16 protein-coding genes are annotated in these 15365 nt (G+C 65.8%); 4 read left to right on the top strand and 12 right to left on the bottom strand.

From position 1 onward, the window contains the following. Positions 1-54: 54 nt before the first annotated feature. On the bottom strand, positions 55-822 hold the full coding sequence (locus ABE424_RS14810; RefSeq protein ID WP_346491134.1) for an autotransporter outer membrane beta-barrel domain-containing protein: 768 nt from the start codon (positions 820-822) through the stop codon (positions 55-57). Between the two features lie 285 nt (positions 823-1107). Here ABE424_RS14810 and ABE424_RS14805 point away from each other — a divergent pair, with 285 nt between their 5' ends. After that, positions 1108-1326, top strand: a complete 219-nt coding sequence (locus tag ABE424_RS14805) for a hypothetical protein (RefSeq protein WP_346491135.1) — start codon at positions 1108-1110, stop codon at positions 1324-1326. 8 nt (positions 1327-1334) lie between these two features. Further along, positions 1335-2177 (top strand): AraC family transcriptional regulator, encoded by an 843-nt coding sequence (locus ABE424_RS14800; RefSeq protein WP_346491136.1) that lies wholly within the window; start codon positions 1335-1337, stop codon positions 2175-2177. A 234-nt stretch (positions 2178-2411) separates the two neighbouring features. Here ABE424_RS14800 and ABE424_RS14795 read toward each other — a convergent pair whose 3' ends face one another. Together ABE424_RS14795 and ABE424_RS14790 are read right to left on the bottom strand one after the other, a co-directional pair. Beyond that, a complete protein-coding gene (locus ABE424_RS14795) occupies positions 2412-3398 on the bottom strand; it encodes a type VI immunity family protein (protein ID WP_346491137.1) in 987 nt (328 codons plus the stop codon). A gap of 357 nt (positions 3399-3755) precedes the next feature. Next, positions 3756-6140: an ATP-binding protein gene (locus ABE424_RS14790; protein WP_346491138.1), complete on the bottom strand. Its 2385-nt coding sequence runs from the start codon at positions 6138-6140 to the stop codon at positions 3756-3758. A 233-nt stretch (positions 6141-6373) separates the two neighbouring features. On the opposite strand from ABE424_RS14790, the gene ABE424_RS14785 reads away from it, so the two are divergent. Further along, complete coding sequence (locus ABE424_RS14785) at positions 6374-6619, top strand: hypothetical protein (protein WP_346491139.1); 246 nt, start codon at positions 6374-6376, stop codon at positions 6617-6619. Between the two features lie 15 nt (positions 6620-6634). Here ABE424_RS14785 and ABE424_RS14780 read toward each other — a convergent pair whose 3' ends face one another. The 9 genes from ABE424_RS14780 to mdcA all read right to left on the bottom strand — a co-directional run bounded on the left by ABE424_RS14780 (position 6635) and on the right by mdcA (position 14842). After that, positions 6635-7354: a GntR family transcriptional regulator gene (locus ABE424_RS14780; protein WP_346491140.1), complete on the bottom strand. Its 720-nt coding sequence runs from the start codon at positions 7352-7354 to the stop codon at positions 6635-6637. Positions 7355-7429: 75 nt separating this feature from the next. Then, the gene (locus tag ABE424_RS14775) at positions 7430-8773 is read right to left on the bottom strand and encodes an SLC13 family permease (protein WP_346491141.1); all 1344 of its coding nucleotides are present in this window, start codon (positions 8771-8773) and stop codon (positions 7430-7432) included. 87 nt (positions 8774-8860) lie between these two features. Continuing rightward, a complete protein-coding gene (gene mdcH, locus ABE424_RS14770; RefSeq protein ID WP_346491142.1) occupies positions 8861-9778 on the bottom strand; it encodes a malonate decarboxylase subunit epsilon in 918 nt (305 codons plus the stop codon). Further along, the gene (gene mdcB, locus ABE424_RS14765) at positions 9775-10641 is read right to left on the bottom strand and encodes a triphosphoribosyl-dephospho-CoA synthase MdcB (RefSeq protein ID WP_346491143.1); all 867 of its coding nucleotides are present in this window, start codon (positions 10639-10641) and stop codon (positions 9775-9777) included. The genes mdcH and mdcB overlap by 4 nt, the downstream gene beginning before the upstream one ends. Continuing rightward, positions 10638-11276, bottom strand: a complete 639-nt coding sequence (gene mdcG / locus ABE424_RS14760) for a malonate decarboxylase holo-[acyl-carrier-protein] synthase (RefSeq protein WP_346491144.1) — start codon at positions 11274-11276, stop codon at positions 10638-10640. Before mdcG ends, mdcB begins: the two co-directional genes overlap by 4 nt. A gap of 3 nt (positions 11277-11279) precedes the next feature. Beyond that, positions 11280-11984: a biotin-independent malonate decarboxylase subunit gamma gene (mdcE, locus tag ABE424_RS14755; RefSeq protein ID WP_346491145.1), complete on the bottom strand. Its 705-nt coding sequence runs from the start codon at positions 11982-11984 to the stop codon at positions 11280-11282. Beyond that, positions 11975-12871 carry a biotin-independent malonate decarboxylase subunit beta gene (locus ABE424_RS14750; protein ID WP_346491146.1) on the bottom strand — a complete coding sequence of 299 codons (897 nt, stop codon included), beginning with the start codon at positions 12869-12871 and terminating at the stop codon, positions 11975-11977. Before ABE424_RS14750 ends, mdcE begins: the two co-directional genes overlap by 10 nt. Further along, positions 12868-13188 carry a malonate decarboxylase acyl carrier protein gene (gene mdcC, locus ABE424_RS14745; protein ID WP_346491147.1) on the bottom strand — a complete coding sequence of 107 codons (321 nt, stop codon included), beginning with the start codon at positions 13186-13188 and terminating at the stop codon, positions 12868-12870. Before mdcC ends, ABE424_RS14750 begins: the two co-directional genes overlap by 4 nt. A gap of 10 nt (positions 13189-13198) precedes the next feature. After that, positions 13199-14842, bottom strand: a complete 1644-nt coding sequence (gene mdcA, locus ABE424_RS14740; RefSeq protein ID WP_346491148.1) for a malonate decarboxylase subunit alpha — start codon at positions 14840-14842, stop codon at positions 13199-13201. Between the two features lie 186 nt (positions 14843-15028). On the opposite strand from mdcA, the gene ABE424_RS14735 reads away from it, so the two are divergent. Next, positions 15029-15325, top strand: a complete 297-nt coding sequence (locus ABE424_RS14735; protein WP_346491149.1) for a type II toxin-antitoxin system RelE/ParE family toxin — start codon at positions 15029-15031, stop codon at positions 15323-15325. Positions 15326-15365: the final 40 nt, after the last annotated feature.

Here is a 15365-nt window from a genome sequence, read left to right as displayed (position 1 = left end):
AAGTCGCGCGCGGAATGGCCGCGCGCGTTGAGTAGGTGTTCCGCTCGCGCAATTTTACCAGCTGGCGCGCAACCCTATCTGCCCAGCCACGTCGCGGTACCCGCCCTGGCCCTTCTGCAGACCCATATCGCCCCACGCGGTCCAGCGCTGGCCCAGCTGCAGCGACGCACCGGCCTTGGCTTCATAACGATCCTTCGGCAGGCCGCCTTTCAGGCGATCACCATCGAAGCGCAGGCTGTTGTCGTCGGCGCCATGAATCCAGTTCACCGCCACGAACGGCTGCACGCGGTTGCCGATATCGCTGTTCGCATGCCCGAACAGGCGCACGCCCACACGACTGGTCAGGCCGCCGGCATCGCTGCCGTCGATCACCGTGCCGTTGGTCTCCACATGGCGATCCGCGCTGAAGTCCGTATAGCTCAGCTGCAGCTGCGGCTCCAGGAACATTGATGTGCTGGCGCTGTCCAGCACCTTGAAGCTGTAACCAGCTTCCACTGATGCCGTCGTCGCATCGCTGTCGTAACGCTCCTTGGCCAGCGCATCACCCTGCACGGTGTTCTTGAACTGCGCGTACTGCGCCCAAGTGTCAACGTAAAGGCCGGTAGTCTGCGCCGGATCCTGCAGCCAGCTGGCATACACACCCACCGCCTGGCCCTCGACCTTGCCCTTGGCCGAATAGCCGGTCTCGCGCGAGGTCACGGTGTTGTTGGCACGGCCACCGCCCAGCATCACGCCGAACTGGCCGCGGCTGTCCGCGCCCCAGCTGAGCAGGTCGGTACCTACCTGCAGCACCGAGGTGTCGCCGTTGACGCTGGTACTCAAGCATTGGTGGCTGGACCTGCAAGGCCAATGGAGGCCAAGAAATATGGGCCCCGAAAGGTTGCCAGCCCTATTTTGAGGAACACCCATGACAGGCGCACGGCCCAAGGAAGACGAACTTTCACTGTAATGATGGAGCGCACGCGCCTCGCAACGCTTGGGGATGGGGTAGCCGTGTTCGCCGGGGAAGGGCGGACACGGCGTTTTGCTGCCCTACGTGTCAATCCGAAGGGCGACAGGACCATGAGACATCACCACCTTTCCCGGCGGAAACCGGGTGACCGCACCATGGGCGGCATCACCTTGATCGAGCTGATCGTAACGCTGGCTATGTCGGCCACACTGCTGGCCATCGCCATTCCGTACTATCAGAGCCATTCAAGCCAGGCGCGGACCACTGCGAAGCTCACCGAGGTATCCTGCAACCCAGCCGGCGGCCGGCCAACGCCCGCATGCCCGTCCGCATCGTCTCCTGCGTCGCCTGGCGGCCAGCGTTTCGTGCAGTGAATCCCGCGATGCCCTCGCTCACCCGCGGCACGGCAGGGTGCGTCCGTGTTCCCGCACCCGGCGCGGTCTGCGTGCCCGATGGCATCACCAGTGCCTGGATGCAGTTGCTCGGCACCTCCACGGTGCAGTGCCGGGAGGGAAGTTTCCGGCTCGGGCGGGGTGACTGGATCCTGCTGGATCATCGGTCCGATCCCCACGTGCAGACCGATCGTCTGGGCATCTGCATGGGGCTGCACTTCAGCGCTGATCCTCTTGCTGCCCTTGGCGAGGGCGCCAACCCGCTGTACGCGGGCCGTGGACGGATGTGTCGAGACGACATGCAGATCGCGCTACGCCTCTGGCGCCGACTCGACGTGGTGCCGGACGGCAGGGTTACGGTGCGCAATGATCTGCGCCCGTTGCTGCTGCTGATGGCCGATCTCCAGCGCGATATCGTCACGCAGGCGCACCGCTGCCCGGGGCGATCGCTCGAGCAGCGGGCCGGGTTGATGGCAAGGCTGCAGGTGAGCCGACTCCATCTGGAAGGTCATCCACAGCTCGACCATGGCGTTGACGACCTGGCCAGCGTCGCCGGACTTCCTGCCCGATACTTCTCCCGGGTGTTCCAGGCCGTGTATGGGCTGTCGCCGCTTTCGTTCGCCGGGCGGGTGCGGCTGGATCATGCCGTGCGGCTACTGCGGGAGGGGGCGATGACGCTTGATCAGGTCGCCGTGATCTGCGGCTTCAAACATCGCGGGACGTTGGTACCGGCGTTGCGTGTGCATCTTGGGCTGGGGCGGATGGAGATGCTTGAGGATCGTATTAGGAGCCTTGTATCTCCGCGCTATCCGTCCCCTCGCGACCGATGCTAGCCACCAGCGCCCAGATGCCGGCATCGGCAGGATTTCCATTGATGGCGTGCACTTTAAGACGCTGCTGCAGCTCGCACAGCGCCGTCACCGCCTCCACGTCGGCCACCATCGAAGCGGCACCCTGCTTGCGGTGCGCCATCGCCGTGGCACCTAGCCCACCAGAAATGCGCCTATGCTCATTGCGTTTGCATCGCTTGTCTGTTGTGAAACCGCGTGCTGATTAGGGGCGGCGATTTAGGAGCTGCCCCGGGGAAGATCGAAACGGCGAAGCCACAAGTTGCTCGTGCGTTTGTTGAAGCGCATCTCGCCAGCAATTGAGCCATAGTGCAGTGAGCCGATATCATCTATTCGCAACGGCCTAAGTGCTTCATTTATCTTGACATATAGCTCGGGTCGCGGGTCGGAGTCTGCCTTGCCAAGTGCAGGCCACTCTCCAGCGCGTATGATTGTGCCCCATTCATACGGCAAAACGTTGATGCGGCTGTCGTCAAACGTCTTAATTAGTTCTTCTGTGCCTCCTACTTTTTTTATCCAGTGGTGAGCAACATAGGTGTACCAATTAATATTGCTATAGCCTTTGCGCCACTCGCTATTGCCGCTGGGAATGCATAAATCAATGCCTCTGTACTCCAGTGTTAACTGGTACTCCATGTGCTGGTAATTTTCCCATTCATGGCAGTGTTGAATGCCGAGCCCGGCAGCTCCATGTAAGGGGCGCAGTAGATTGCACATGTCTGTGATTAGAGCTTGAAGCTTCTCACTCCCGAATTCACACAGCTCTTCCACCGGCAAATAGAATCTGACTGTGGTGAGGGAGTTGTGTGTTTGTTCAAACCAGCCTGCTGGAGAAAATACGCCAAACATATATGGGCTTGCGTGCCTGTATCCTTCTCTGGAAGACCAGCGAAATGCCAGAGGCTCATAGAGACCATCGCGATCTGCAAGATCTATGCAGTGCTGAACGGCTAGTGAGCTGTACTCTTGTTGGACAATCTCTTCGCCACCAAGGTAGCCCCATTTCAACTTGCTTCCAAAGTGCAGACAGTACAATTCGAAAGCATCGGTTATATTTTTTCGTCTCGTTGGAAGATATGCGTCGACCAAGTAGAACGTTGCTACTAACCCGACTTGGAGAATTGGTTGGCTTTCGTCATTTTCATCCATGATTGTAAGGTTCCATCGATTGGCTTCAAATTCCTTAAAAAAGTCGTTGTCAATCATTGGTTGCCATCATATGTCGTACCATGGTGAAAAGCTTTGAGAGGGGGGGCTTGGAGACTTTAGATAATCTATGCAGCGTTTCACGCGCAAGTTTGGTTCGTTTTGCTGAACCGTGCCGCCGGGGGCGGAGTGGGACACCACAGGCATACTTGCACTGAGCCAAGGCAACAGCTCCTTGAAATGCGTACCTTGCAGCTTCTTGATCGCAATCTCGCCGTTGCTGCTGAACTGCCCCAGCACGGTCGAGCCGGCGTGCCCACGGCGATCGGGAAGACCGCGACCTTGTTTCGGCAACCCGGCACTGTTCGGCGACGGTCTGACGTTTAATGCCATCATCCAGCTTTTGTAGTGCGTGATTCATTCCGCCGATCGTACCTGCGGGCAGCTTGATTGCGCCTTCGAGTCCGCGTCATCCGCCGTCTCGCGACCAATGCAGGCCACCAGCGCCCAGATGCCGGCATCGGCAGGATTTCCATTGATGGCGTGCACTTTAAGACGCTGCTGCAGCTCGCACAGCGCCGTCACAGCCTCAACGTCGGCCACCATCGAAGCGGCACCCTGCATCCGGTGCGCCATCGCCAGGGCGCCACGCCAGTTCTGGACGCGTAGTGAAACCTCCAATCCGGTCCTGTCGATCTGCATCTGCTGGCGATAGACCTCCATCATGCTCAGGCCTTCCTCGACCGGAGCAGGGGCTGCTCTGGCCGAGGGCGCAGGACATCCGGTGGCGGTGTCGAAGGACATCCAGTCGATCGGCTTGCCCAGATACACCTCCACGCCAGCACGCGCATACGCGGTCCTGTCGATGGCCTCCGGTGACGCCGAGATGGAGAGCATGCGCGCAGGCGGCCAGTCACGACGCCGCTCGATCGCGCGGATCTCCAGTGCGACATCGCCACCGTCCGCATCCAGCAGGTCGCCGTCCACCGTGATGATGCCGAACGGGCCATGCTGCTTGAGGGTGCGAACCGCCGCTGCGCCGGAGTTGGCGATCAGCGCGTCCAGGCCGAGCCCGCACAGGCGGCGGACCATGATCCGGGCGATGGCAGGCTGGTCTTCGATCACCAGTGCGCGTGCGATGGAGGGCGCTGGGGCGTACTCGTCACGTGCATCGGTGGCGTCTTCGCCCGTGCCGCGTTGCGCGCGCAGGAGGGCCACGAAGGTGGCGCCCATCCCGGGCTGGCTGGTGACAGTCACATCACCACCGTGCGCGCGGGCGATGCGGCGGCACAGCGAGAGCCCGATACCGGCGCCATGGTTCAGGCGACCGATGCGGGTGGCACTGAACGGTTCGAAGATCTGCGCCAGATCTTCCGGGGCAATGCCCGGTCCGACATCGGTCACGCTGAGGCGGAGGGTGCCGACCTCGCCCACACCCGGAAGGAAGTGCAGCTCGATCACCACGTCCCCGTGATTGCTGAACTTGATGGCATTGGAGATGAGGTTGCTGGCGATGTGGTGCAGGGCACGCGCATCGCACTGCGCCTGTGCGGCGTCCGCGCCTTCCGCATGCAGAACCAGGCGCAGGCCTTTGCAATGGGCCAATGGGCGCATCGCGGACAGGCATTCTTCCACGACCTCGTTGGCGTTCTTGACGAAGGCGGCGTCGGCCTGCTCCGGTTTGTTGCGGAACATGAATTCCAGCGCATTGGTAAGGGTGTGCTTGAGCGCATCGGCCGCTGAGCGCGCGGACCGCAGCAGCCGGTCGCGCTCACGGGCATCTGCTTCGGCCTCCAGCAGGTCGATGGCGGAAATGACGGAGGCCGCGCCATTGCGCATCTCATGATTGACCAGGGTGAGAATCCGCGCGGCGCTGGCCTGCCGCGACGCGAGTGCCCGTGCGTTGCGCTGGGCGTGGGTCACGGCCAGCAGGATGGTCAGCAGGACCGCGCACAGCAGCGTGACCTGCAGGCGGTAGTGGGACAGCACTGCCCGGAAGGTGGGGGGAGAGCGATAGAGGGCATTGAGCCAGCGCTCCAGGATGTCCTGCCGGGTATCCAGCGGCAGCGAACGGAAGGTCTGGTGGGCCATCTCCATCTCGCCCGCGCGATGCGGCAGCGATGCCACGCGCATTTCGACCGCCGGCGCGTCAGGCACCACCTGCGCGACCAGGCGTTCGTCGAAGCGTTTGCGGGTCAGCGGGGCGAGCACCGCGTCCACCCCCAGCGCCGCATCGATGGCGCCGCGGTCCACGGCGTCCAGCATCTCGTCCACGTTGGCCATCTGGTAGATGTCGATGTCGGGGAAGTTCTGGGCCAGAAAGGCCCGGTACTCGCCATTGCCGATCACCCCGACCCGCATGCCGCCCATGGACCAGAGCGCCCGTGGTGCGGCGGTCCGACGGGTGACCATCACGGTGCTTCCGCTGTAGAACGACGGCGACAATGCCACCGAGGACGGCAGCAGCGATGCCGTGGAGGGCAGTGAAAACGCGAGACCGTCGACCTGCTGGTGTTGGAGCAGGAGCGCCGCGCGTTCGATCGATGGCGCGCGCACGAGCTCCAGCTTGAGCCCGGACAGTGCCTGCACCGCCTCCAGATAGGCGCTGGCGCCGCCATTGTCGGGATCCCCGGACAGGCCGTGCTGGCTGGCCAGTTGGGGGCCGATGGCCAGATGGTAGGGAACGCGTTGCGCCGTGGTGGGCCACAGGGCCAGCCACAGGAGCATGCCGCCAAGGGCAAGCACGGTCGCCTGCCACGCCACGCGGCGTGCACGCTTTCGGTCGAGGATCGATGGATACATGCGTGCTAGAAGTACACGCGACAGCGCAATGGCGGTATGCAACAAGTACGAAAGCTATCGCGGCGGTCGAAAACTGAGGCATCGGACAGCTTCCGTCCCGCGAGGATGCGAGACGGCGGGACGCCATGTGCCACGCGGCCAACGCATGTACTCGCGCCGTCGTCACGATGGTTCCACGCCTTGCTGCCTCCGCGAACCCTACGATGGAGCTCCCATCCTGACCTTCTCCTCCCATGACCACAGCACTGCATGATCTCGACGCACTTGAGCCCATCGATATCGACGGACTCAAGGCACAGGGAGTGCCGCCGGTCGCCCAGTACTTGGTGGACCAGGAAAAGTTCGTTCTGCTCGGGGGCAAACGTGGCATCTATCGCCTGGCCGGAGCGGATACCGTGTGCTACTTCACCAGCCTGGATCAGATCCGGCTGCATCTGCTGGGACAGTCATTGACCCGTTTGACGGTCGAGTTGGCCTAGAGAGAGGGCGGCGGCTCAGATGCCGCCGTGGCGCGGCAGTGGGGCAGGTACGTTCAACTGCCCGCCCGCCGCCACGTAGGCTGCCAACGCCTCGCCCTGGCTGAGCAGATGCCGGTTCATCATCTGCTCGGCGGCCTCGGCATCGCGGTTGCGGATGCACTCCATGAGAGCGCGGTGCTCGGCCAGGGACTGCGCCATGCGGCCCGGGGTCAGCAGCTGACGGCCGCGATGCATCTTCAGGATGCGGTGCAGATCGTGGGTGACGCGGATCAGCCACGGGTTGCCGGCGTGCGTCTGCAGGCTCTCGTGGATCAGGTAGTTGTTGCGGTAGTACTCGGCCAGATCGCCCGCGGCGGCGGCCACTTCCATCGCATCGTGCAGGGCCTGCAGCTGCACCACGCCCTCGTCATCGACCCGCTTGACCGCTTCATGCACGCAGCGGCCCTCCAGCATCGCCATCACCGGGAACAGCTGATTGAGGTCTTCCAGGGTGAGGCGGGTGACCCGGCTGCCCCGGCCGGCATCCAGCTGGACCAGCCCTTCCGCCGCCAGCAGCTTCAGGCTCTCGCGCAGCGGGGTACGGCTGATCCCCAGCTCTTCGGCAAGCATCGGCTCGTCGATCCATTCGCCCGGTGGCAGCTCGTAGTCGTAGATCTTCTGGCGCAGCCGCTCGGCCACTTCTTCGTAGAGCGGCACGCGTTTCTTCGACAGGCGGGGACCAGGGGCCAGGGGCATGGCAGGGCTTCATGGGCAGGTGTGGAGCATTCTACCGGGTCATGGCGGGCCTGCCGGCGCAGGCCCGCCATCGGCTCACATCCAGCCCGGCACCACGAACAGCAGCCACGCCAGCAGCGGTCCGAAGGCCACCACCAGGCCGCTGTAGACCAGGAAGCGGCGGAACAGCGCCTCGCGCTCTTCCTTCGCGGCCGAGGCCACCACCAGCGCACCGTTGGTCGAGAACGGGCTCACGTCCACCACGGTGGAAGAGATCGCCAGCGCGCAGATCACGCCGGCCGCGCTCAGATGCCCCTGCATCAGGAACGGCACGGCCAGCGGAATGGTGGCGCCCAGCACCGCGGCCGAGGAAGCGAAGGCCGAGACGATGCCACCGACATAGCAGACCAGCAGTGCGCCCAGCAGCGGAATGCCGATCGCACCCACGCCATGCCCGATGTAATCCACCGCGCCGGCCTGCTGCAGCACGGCCACGTAGGTCACCACGCCGCTGATCAGCAGCACGGTCGACCAGCTGATGCCATCCACCGCGCCCTTCTGCGAGTTCGGCGAGAGCAGGGCCAGCACCACCGCGACGGTGATCGAGACGAGGCCGACGTTGAGGTTGTAGACCAGTGCGGCGATGCCCAGGCCCAGCAGGCCGATCAGGGTGAACACGCGCTCGCGGTTGATGCGCACGTCATCGAGTGCGTCCGGATCATTGGAGAGCGTGCCGCCACCGGCCGAAACCAGGGCGCCGTGGCCTTCGATCGCGAACTGGCGCGAGGACGCCTGGCTGCCGGCCACCAGTGGCTCGGTCGTGGTCGGCGCGCGGCGCATCAGGGCCACCCCACCAAAGGCGAAGAAGCAGATGATCCCCATCAGCAGGTTGAAGCCCAGGCTGGTCAGGAACACGGCCATTTCCGTGACTTCCAGTCCGGCTTTCTGCACGACCTGGTTGGTGATGCCGCCGTAGACGCTGATCGGCGAGAAGCCGCCGGCCTGCGCGCCATGGATCACCAGCAGGCCCATCATCAATGGATTGATTTTGTACTGCTTGGCAAAGCGCAGTGCGACCGGGCCGATGATCGCCACCGCCGCTGGGCCGAGCGCGCCGAAGGCGGTGAGCACCGCGGTGACCACGAACATCACCCAGGGAATGGCCACGATGTGTCCGCGCACGGCCTTGACCGCCCAATGCACGAGCAGATCGATGGTGCCGTTCTTCTGCGCGATGGCGAACAGGTAGGTGATGCCGACCAGGGTCAGGAACAGGTCGCCCGGGAAACCGGCCAACACCTCCTTGCCCTCCATCCCGACGAACAGGCCGCCGATGATGAAGGCCAGCGCGAAGGCCACTGCACCCATGTTGATGGGCAGCGCGGTGGCCACGATGAACATGATCACCAAGCCGATGATCGTTGCGATTTGCGGACTCATGCGCCCTCCCGAGACACTTGATACGCGTGCAGCATGATGGCGACCCGCCATCGAGGGTTACGGGATGCAGCGGTTACCGGCGGACCCTCATGCGCGTGCGCATGCGCGGTCCACCCACTCCAGGACGCCCTCCAGCGTCTGGAAATCCTCGACGGAACGCGCTTCCAGCTGCGGGTGCAGTTCGCGGACCCGGCGGCTGAGCGCCGCGCCCGGGCCCAGCTCCAGGAAGACGCGCCCACCGCGCTCGACTGCCTGTTGCAGTACGGCCTGCCATTGCAGCGGCTGGGCGATCTGCGCCGACAACGTCGCCACGACACGGCTGACGTCGCTGACCAGGCGGCCATCGATGCCGGCCAGCAGGCGCAGCCGCGGTGCCTGCAATGGCAATGCGTGCAATGGATCCTCAAAGCCCTGCGCCGCTGCGGCCAGCAACGGGGTATGCGCGGGCACGTCCACCGGCAGCGGGACGGTCCGTGCGCCGTGGGCCGCCACGTCGGCGGCGACGGCCTCCAGCGCAGGGCGCAGGCCGCCAAGGACCACGTGGTCGGGCCCATTGACGATGGCGAGGAATACACCGTGGGTAGCGCACAGGCAGGCGATGCGAGCCTCGTCCAGCCCGATCACCGCCAGCAGGCCGGCATCGGCCGGCGCTGCAGCGTCCATCAACCGGGCACGCTCGCCGGCCAGCGTCAGGCACGTGGCCGTGTCGAAGCTGCCCGCCACCGCGTGCGCGGCCAGCTCGCCGGCGCTGTAGCCGGCGACGGCGGTGATGGGCGGCAGCTGCGTCTGCAGCGCCGCCCAATGTGCCAGCGCCGCGGCGCAGACCAGCGGCTGGGCCACTGCGTTGTGGAAGCGTGACGCATCGGCCGCCATTTGTTCGACCGGTGCGCCGAGCAGCGCGCTGGCCAGATCGAGCACCGGCTGCGCCTGCGGATTCCCGCGCACCCGCTTGAACATATCCGGATGCTGGCCGCCTTGACCGGGGCAGAGCAGGACCAGGCTCATGCGCGCTCCTGCAGGTGCAGGAACCACGCGCAGGCCAGCAGATCGGCACTGCCGCCCGGGCTGAGCCGACGTGCTTCGAACGCGTCGCACACCGGCCCGAGCCGTGCCCGCCAGCCGGGTTCGAGCGCACCGCCCTCGGCGAGGAAGCGACGCGCGTGGTGCTGGGCAAAGGCCAGCCCGCGTTCGCCGCCGCGATGCAGGAGGTTGAGATCGGTAGTCACCGCAACAAGCGACATCAGCGTCTGCGCCATTGCGGCCTGCCGGTCAGCGGTGGCGCGCAGGGTGGCCTGCAGCGTGGGCAGCGCGACCTCGCGCAGCAGCGGGAATCCCTGCGCCGCCTGTTCGCGCACGCCGGGCACGCCATGCCGCTGGCGGGCGCGCTGGCCGGGGCTGGCGCTGTTCAACGGTGAGGCGAGCAGCGCGGACGCCCAGTAGTCGCGCACCGCGTGGCAGACCGCAGTACCTTGGGGCGCAGCATGCTCGACATGACGCAGACGCGCGGATGCGGCGACCAGCAGGCCGAGACTGAAGATCGCGCCGCGATGGGTGTTGATGCCATCCGTCGCCCGCAGCATGGCGGTTTCCGCCTCGATGCCGAGCATGCGCAGATGATCGAACGGCACGTTGTGCGCACCGGCGGCGGCGACCGCCACGAAATAGCCACGCAGCGCGAACAGGCTGCGCAGGAAGGTGGCCGCGTCCATGTCATCGTGGCTGCCGCGGCTCCACGGTGTGACCAACCCCGGTTTGGGGGCGCAGGCGAGCTCGGCATGCAGGCTGGTGATCGCCATCCGGGCCAGCCGATGCGCAGCCGCGGTGGGGGAGGGCGGTGGCAAGGGGCCGGGGCGTGGCGCGGCGTTCATGCGGCCACCGGCTGAGTGAGCAGGGCGTCGCGTGTGGACAACCAGCAGGCGTCATCCGATTTGACGAGGAGGCGGGTGGCATCGCCGGCGTACTCGCGCCAGCTCACGGAACGCCCGCCGGGGAAGCGCAGCTCGCCATCGATGCGCAGACCGTGCTCGTGTTCCCAGCGGCGCATGCGTTCGGTGAGCGCCGCGGCGTGCGCGTGATCGACGATCTCCCACAGCAGGTCCAGATCGGAGCGGGCGTGCAGATACGACAGACCGGTCAGGCTCTGCCAGGCGAAGCTGCCGAACACGCGGGGCGGTCGGGTGGGTGCGGGCAGGTCGGCCAGCAACGGACGCAGCGCATCTCGCCAGGGGGTGGCCAGTGCGTCGGCGACCTCGGCCAGCAACGGCGGCGGTGCGGTGCGCTGCACGTGGGTGCGTTCGACCTGCAGAGACAGCCGCTGGCGCTGCTCGGCCAAGGGCAAGGGCACGCCCAGCCGCAGCTGATCGCCATCCGTGACCGGATCGCGTCGCGCCACGACAAAGGGCAGGCGCGCTTGGGCCCACGCCCGCAGGCGCGCATCCGCGCCCGGGCTCAGCACCTGCCACGGTGCCTGCGGAGCGAGCCAGACCAGGTCGTGACGGCGCATGCTTCAGGCCTCGCCTGCGGCCACGGCAGCGGCGACATCGCGCGCCAACAGGCGGCCACCACGCTCGGCGCCACGCGCACGACGTGGGTCGCCGGTGACCGGAGCGTGGAGCGCATCGACCAGTGCCTGTGCGAGGTCGCCCTCCCAGACGGCCTCCACGGCGCCCATGCTGACGTAGTTCTCCACGCCGGGCGCGAACACCGGCGAGCTCTGGCTCAGGGCCTGCAGTTTCTCCAGCGGTTGTTTGGTGACGCGGGCCATGGCGCGCAGATCCATCACCCGCACCTGCGCTTCAGGCAGGGCGAAGATGCGATCGGCCATCAGTCCGAACGACAGGAAGCCGCCGCTCACGGATTCACCGTAGACCAGGCTGACCAGCGGCGCACCGCGGCGGCGGGCCAGATCCAGCGTGCGGGCCAGGTGCGCGAAGTAGCTGTTGATGCCGAGCATCTCATCGCGCCGCGCCAGACGCTGGCCGGCCGTGTCCACCAGCATCACGATCGGCCGCTGCGGGTGCGCGTGGGTGCTGGCGAGCACGGTGGCTGCCAGCGCGAGTGCGTGGTCGACGCCGACCTCCAGCTTGTTGGCGGTGCCGATGACGGTGACTTCGCCGGCAGCGGTGGTGGCCGTACCGCCCAGCACATCGTCATCGCGGGTGACCGCATGGCCGAGCGGGAACAGGGCATCCAGCAGCGGGGTCAGTTCCATGGCAGGCTCCGATCCTTGACGGCGTCAAGGAAGTCAGCGGTGTCCAGCAGGGGCAGCTGCCCGGCATCGGCGATGCCCTGCAGCGTCCAGACCTCCAGGCCGTCGCGGCAGCCGCCATAGGCCTGCAGCCGCGCGCCCAGCTGGGCGTGTGCCTGATCGAGTGCTTCCAGCGGGTCCTGCGGTTCGACATGTGCGGCGATCAGTGCCGCTGCGGCCGCACCAAACGCGTCGATGCGGTCGGGCACCAACCGCACGGCATCGCCGATCAGATAGCGGTGCTTGCCGCCGGTGACGCGCCAGACCAGGGCGCGGTCGCGCGAGTCGAACTCTTCCACGCCGCGCACGGTCTCGATCACTTCCGGGCCGGACAGCGAGAGCCGCCCCTCTTCGGACATCACCACTGCCGTACAACAGCGGGCCACGATACCCATGCCGCCGAACGCGCCGTTGCCACTGCCGATCAGTGCGAAAACGGGCACGCCTGCCGCGCGCGTGGCCAACACCGCACGCATGATCTCGGAGATCGCGATCAGGCCGGCATTGGCTTCATGCAGGCGCACGCCGCCACTGTCGAGCAGCAGAAGCACCGCCTCCGGACGCACCTCGATCGCACGTTCCAGCAGGCCGGTAAGCTTGGCGCCGTGCACTTCGCCGACGCCGCCGCCCATGAACTGGCCCTGCTGCGCGGCGATCAGAACGGTGCGGCCATCCAGCGTGCCGCCACCGACTACGATGCCGTCGTCGAACGCGCCGGGCTGATCGAGCTGGGCCAGGTGCGGGCTGATGATGCGCCGGGCAGGGCCGACGAATTCGCGGAAGCTGCCGCCATCGAGCAGACCTCGGATGCGTTCGCGGGCATCGGCTTCGTAGAAACTGTGACTGCTCACGGCGCGTCTCCTTCCTGCAGCGTTTCCAGTGCCTGCTGCAGGCGGAGGCTGACCACCGCCGGCGTGGCACCGGCATCGTTGATCGACAGCCGCACGTTGCGCAGCGGATGGCGCGCGGCGAAGTCGGCCAGCACGGCCTGCCAGATCGTGTCGAAGCCGGTGGCCGAGGTGATCACCTCGATCTCCATCGCGCCATCCAGCGGGATGGGTTCGATCAGGACTTCCAGATTGCCCGAGGCGACCACGCCGACCAGCGCGTGGTGATCGCGCTCGGTGAGATCGTGCTGCCCGGGGAAGCGATAACGCAGGGTTTCCATGGCGTGCCCCTTACCAGTTGCGGAAGCGTTTGGGCGGGTCGTACAACCCACCGGACCAACGCACGAGATCCTTGACCGAGCGCGCGGCGAGCAGGTCGCGGCTGGCATCGCGGGTGCGGATGCCGAGGTCGTCGGGGCGGCGGATGATGCCGCGGTCGCGCAGGTTCTCCACCATCGCGCGGTCGCGGCCCAGGCCGACGGCGGTGTAGCCGGCCACGCCGCGGATCGCCTGTTCGCGCTCCTCCGGGCTGCGGCACAGCAGCAGATTCGCGATGCCTTCTTCGGTCAGCACGTGGGTGACGTCATCGCCGTAGATCATCACCGGCGGCAGCGGCATCTTCGCGCGCTCGGCGAGGTCCCAGGCATCGAGGCGATCCACGAAGGCCGGCGCCATGTGCTCGCGGAAGGTTTCCACCATCTGCACGACCAGCTTGCGTCCGCGCGGCATCTGCCCGGGCAGTGCCGCCTCCTGGCCCGCCTTGAGCCAGGCCGGGCTGGCGTGGCGGCGGCCGCGTGCATCCGAGCCCATGTTGGGCGCGCCGCCGAAGCCGGCGATGCGGTCGCGGGTGGCGGTGGAACTGTTGCCCTGCAGATCGATCTGCAGCGTGGAGCCGATGAACATGTCGCACGCATACAGACCGGCGGTCTGCGAGAACGCGCGGTTGGAGCGCATGCTGCCGTCGCTGCCGGTGAAGAAGACATCGGAGCGCGCCTCGATGTAGCGCTCCATGCCCAACTCGGAGCCGAACGAATGCACCGACTGCACGAAGCCGGATTCGATGGCCGGGATCAGCGCCGGATGCGGATTGAGCGCCCAATGCGTCCCAATCCTGCCCTTGAGGCCCAGCGATTCGGCATAGGTGGGCAGCAGCAATTCGATCGCCGCGGTATCGAAGCCGATGCCGTGGTTGAGGCGCTGCACGCCGTACTCGGCGTAGATGCCCTTGATGGCCATCATCGCCATCAGCACCTGGATCTCGGAGATCTGCGCCGGATCGCGGGTGAACAACGGCTCGATGTAGCTCGGGCGCGGCGCCTCGGTGACGAAGTTGACCCAATCGGCCGGAATATCGACGCGGGGGAGGGTGTCGACGATCTCGTTGACCTGGGCGATCACGATGCCGCCCCGGAACGCGGTGGCTTCGACGATCACGGGGGTGTCTTCGGTGTTGGGGCCGGTATAGAGATTGCCGTGGCGGTCGGCAGCCTGCGCGGCGATCAGCGCGACCTGCGGGGTGAGATCGATGAAGTAGCGGCCGAACAGTTCAAGGTAGGTGTGGATGGCCCCGATCTCGATCCGGCCCTCGGCGACCAGATTGGCCAGCCGGCCACTCTGCGGACCCGAGAAGGAGAAGTCCAAGCGCTGGGCGATGCCGCGCTCGAAGACGTCCAGGTGCGAGGGCAGGGAGAGCACGGATTGGACCATGTGCAGGCCGTGGACCTGCGCGGGATCGAGCTGGGCCAGGCACTCGGCGAGGAAATCGGCCTGCCTCTGGTTGTTTCCCTCCAGGCAGACCCGGTCGCCGGGTTCGAGCACGGTATGCAGGAGCCGCGGCACCTCGGCATGCGGTACCAGGCGCCCGAGCCCGGCATCCGTGGCCCGCTGCAGCCTTGCCTGGCGGCGGGTCGCCAGCGTGTTCCAGTCTCGAGCCATCTGCCGCCTCTTCATAATTACGCTGTAATTACACGCTACCACCGTGGATTCTGGGCGGCAAGAGGGGGCCTTCAGGCGAGCGGCCGGGTGCGTATTCAGCGTCCCGAACACGGGTTGACCGCGCGCGTAAAGCGGATCGGCCCCAGCGCTTTGACGAACTGTAGTCGGTGGGCTACAGTTGTCCGCGTGGACGTGAAACGCACCCAGGAATTCAAAGACTGGATCGACGACCTGAAAGACGTGGTCGGACGGATGCGGATCCTTGCCCGGATTCGCCGCCTCGCAGATGGCAATCCAGGCGATCATCGAAACCTGACCGGTGGTGTATCGGAGCTTCGGATCGACGTTGGCCCTGGGTACCGCGTGTATTACACACAGCGTGGAGGCGAAGTGGTGATTCTTCTGGTCGGCGGAGATAAATCGAGCAAGTCTGCTCAACAACGTGACATCGCAAGGGCACAGGAACTAGTACGTCACCTGTAGGGCACTTCTACTGAAAGACAATAGCCCCGAATGGTTCGGA

This window comes from Stenotrophomonas sp. TWI1149, assembly GCF_039673155.1.
Classification (GTDB): Bacteria; Pseudomonadota; Gammaproteobacteria; order Xanthomonadales; family Xanthomonadaceae; genus Stenotrophomonas; species Stenotrophomonas maltophilia_AA.
This window is presented reverse-complemented; position numbering and strand designations above follow the sequence as displayed.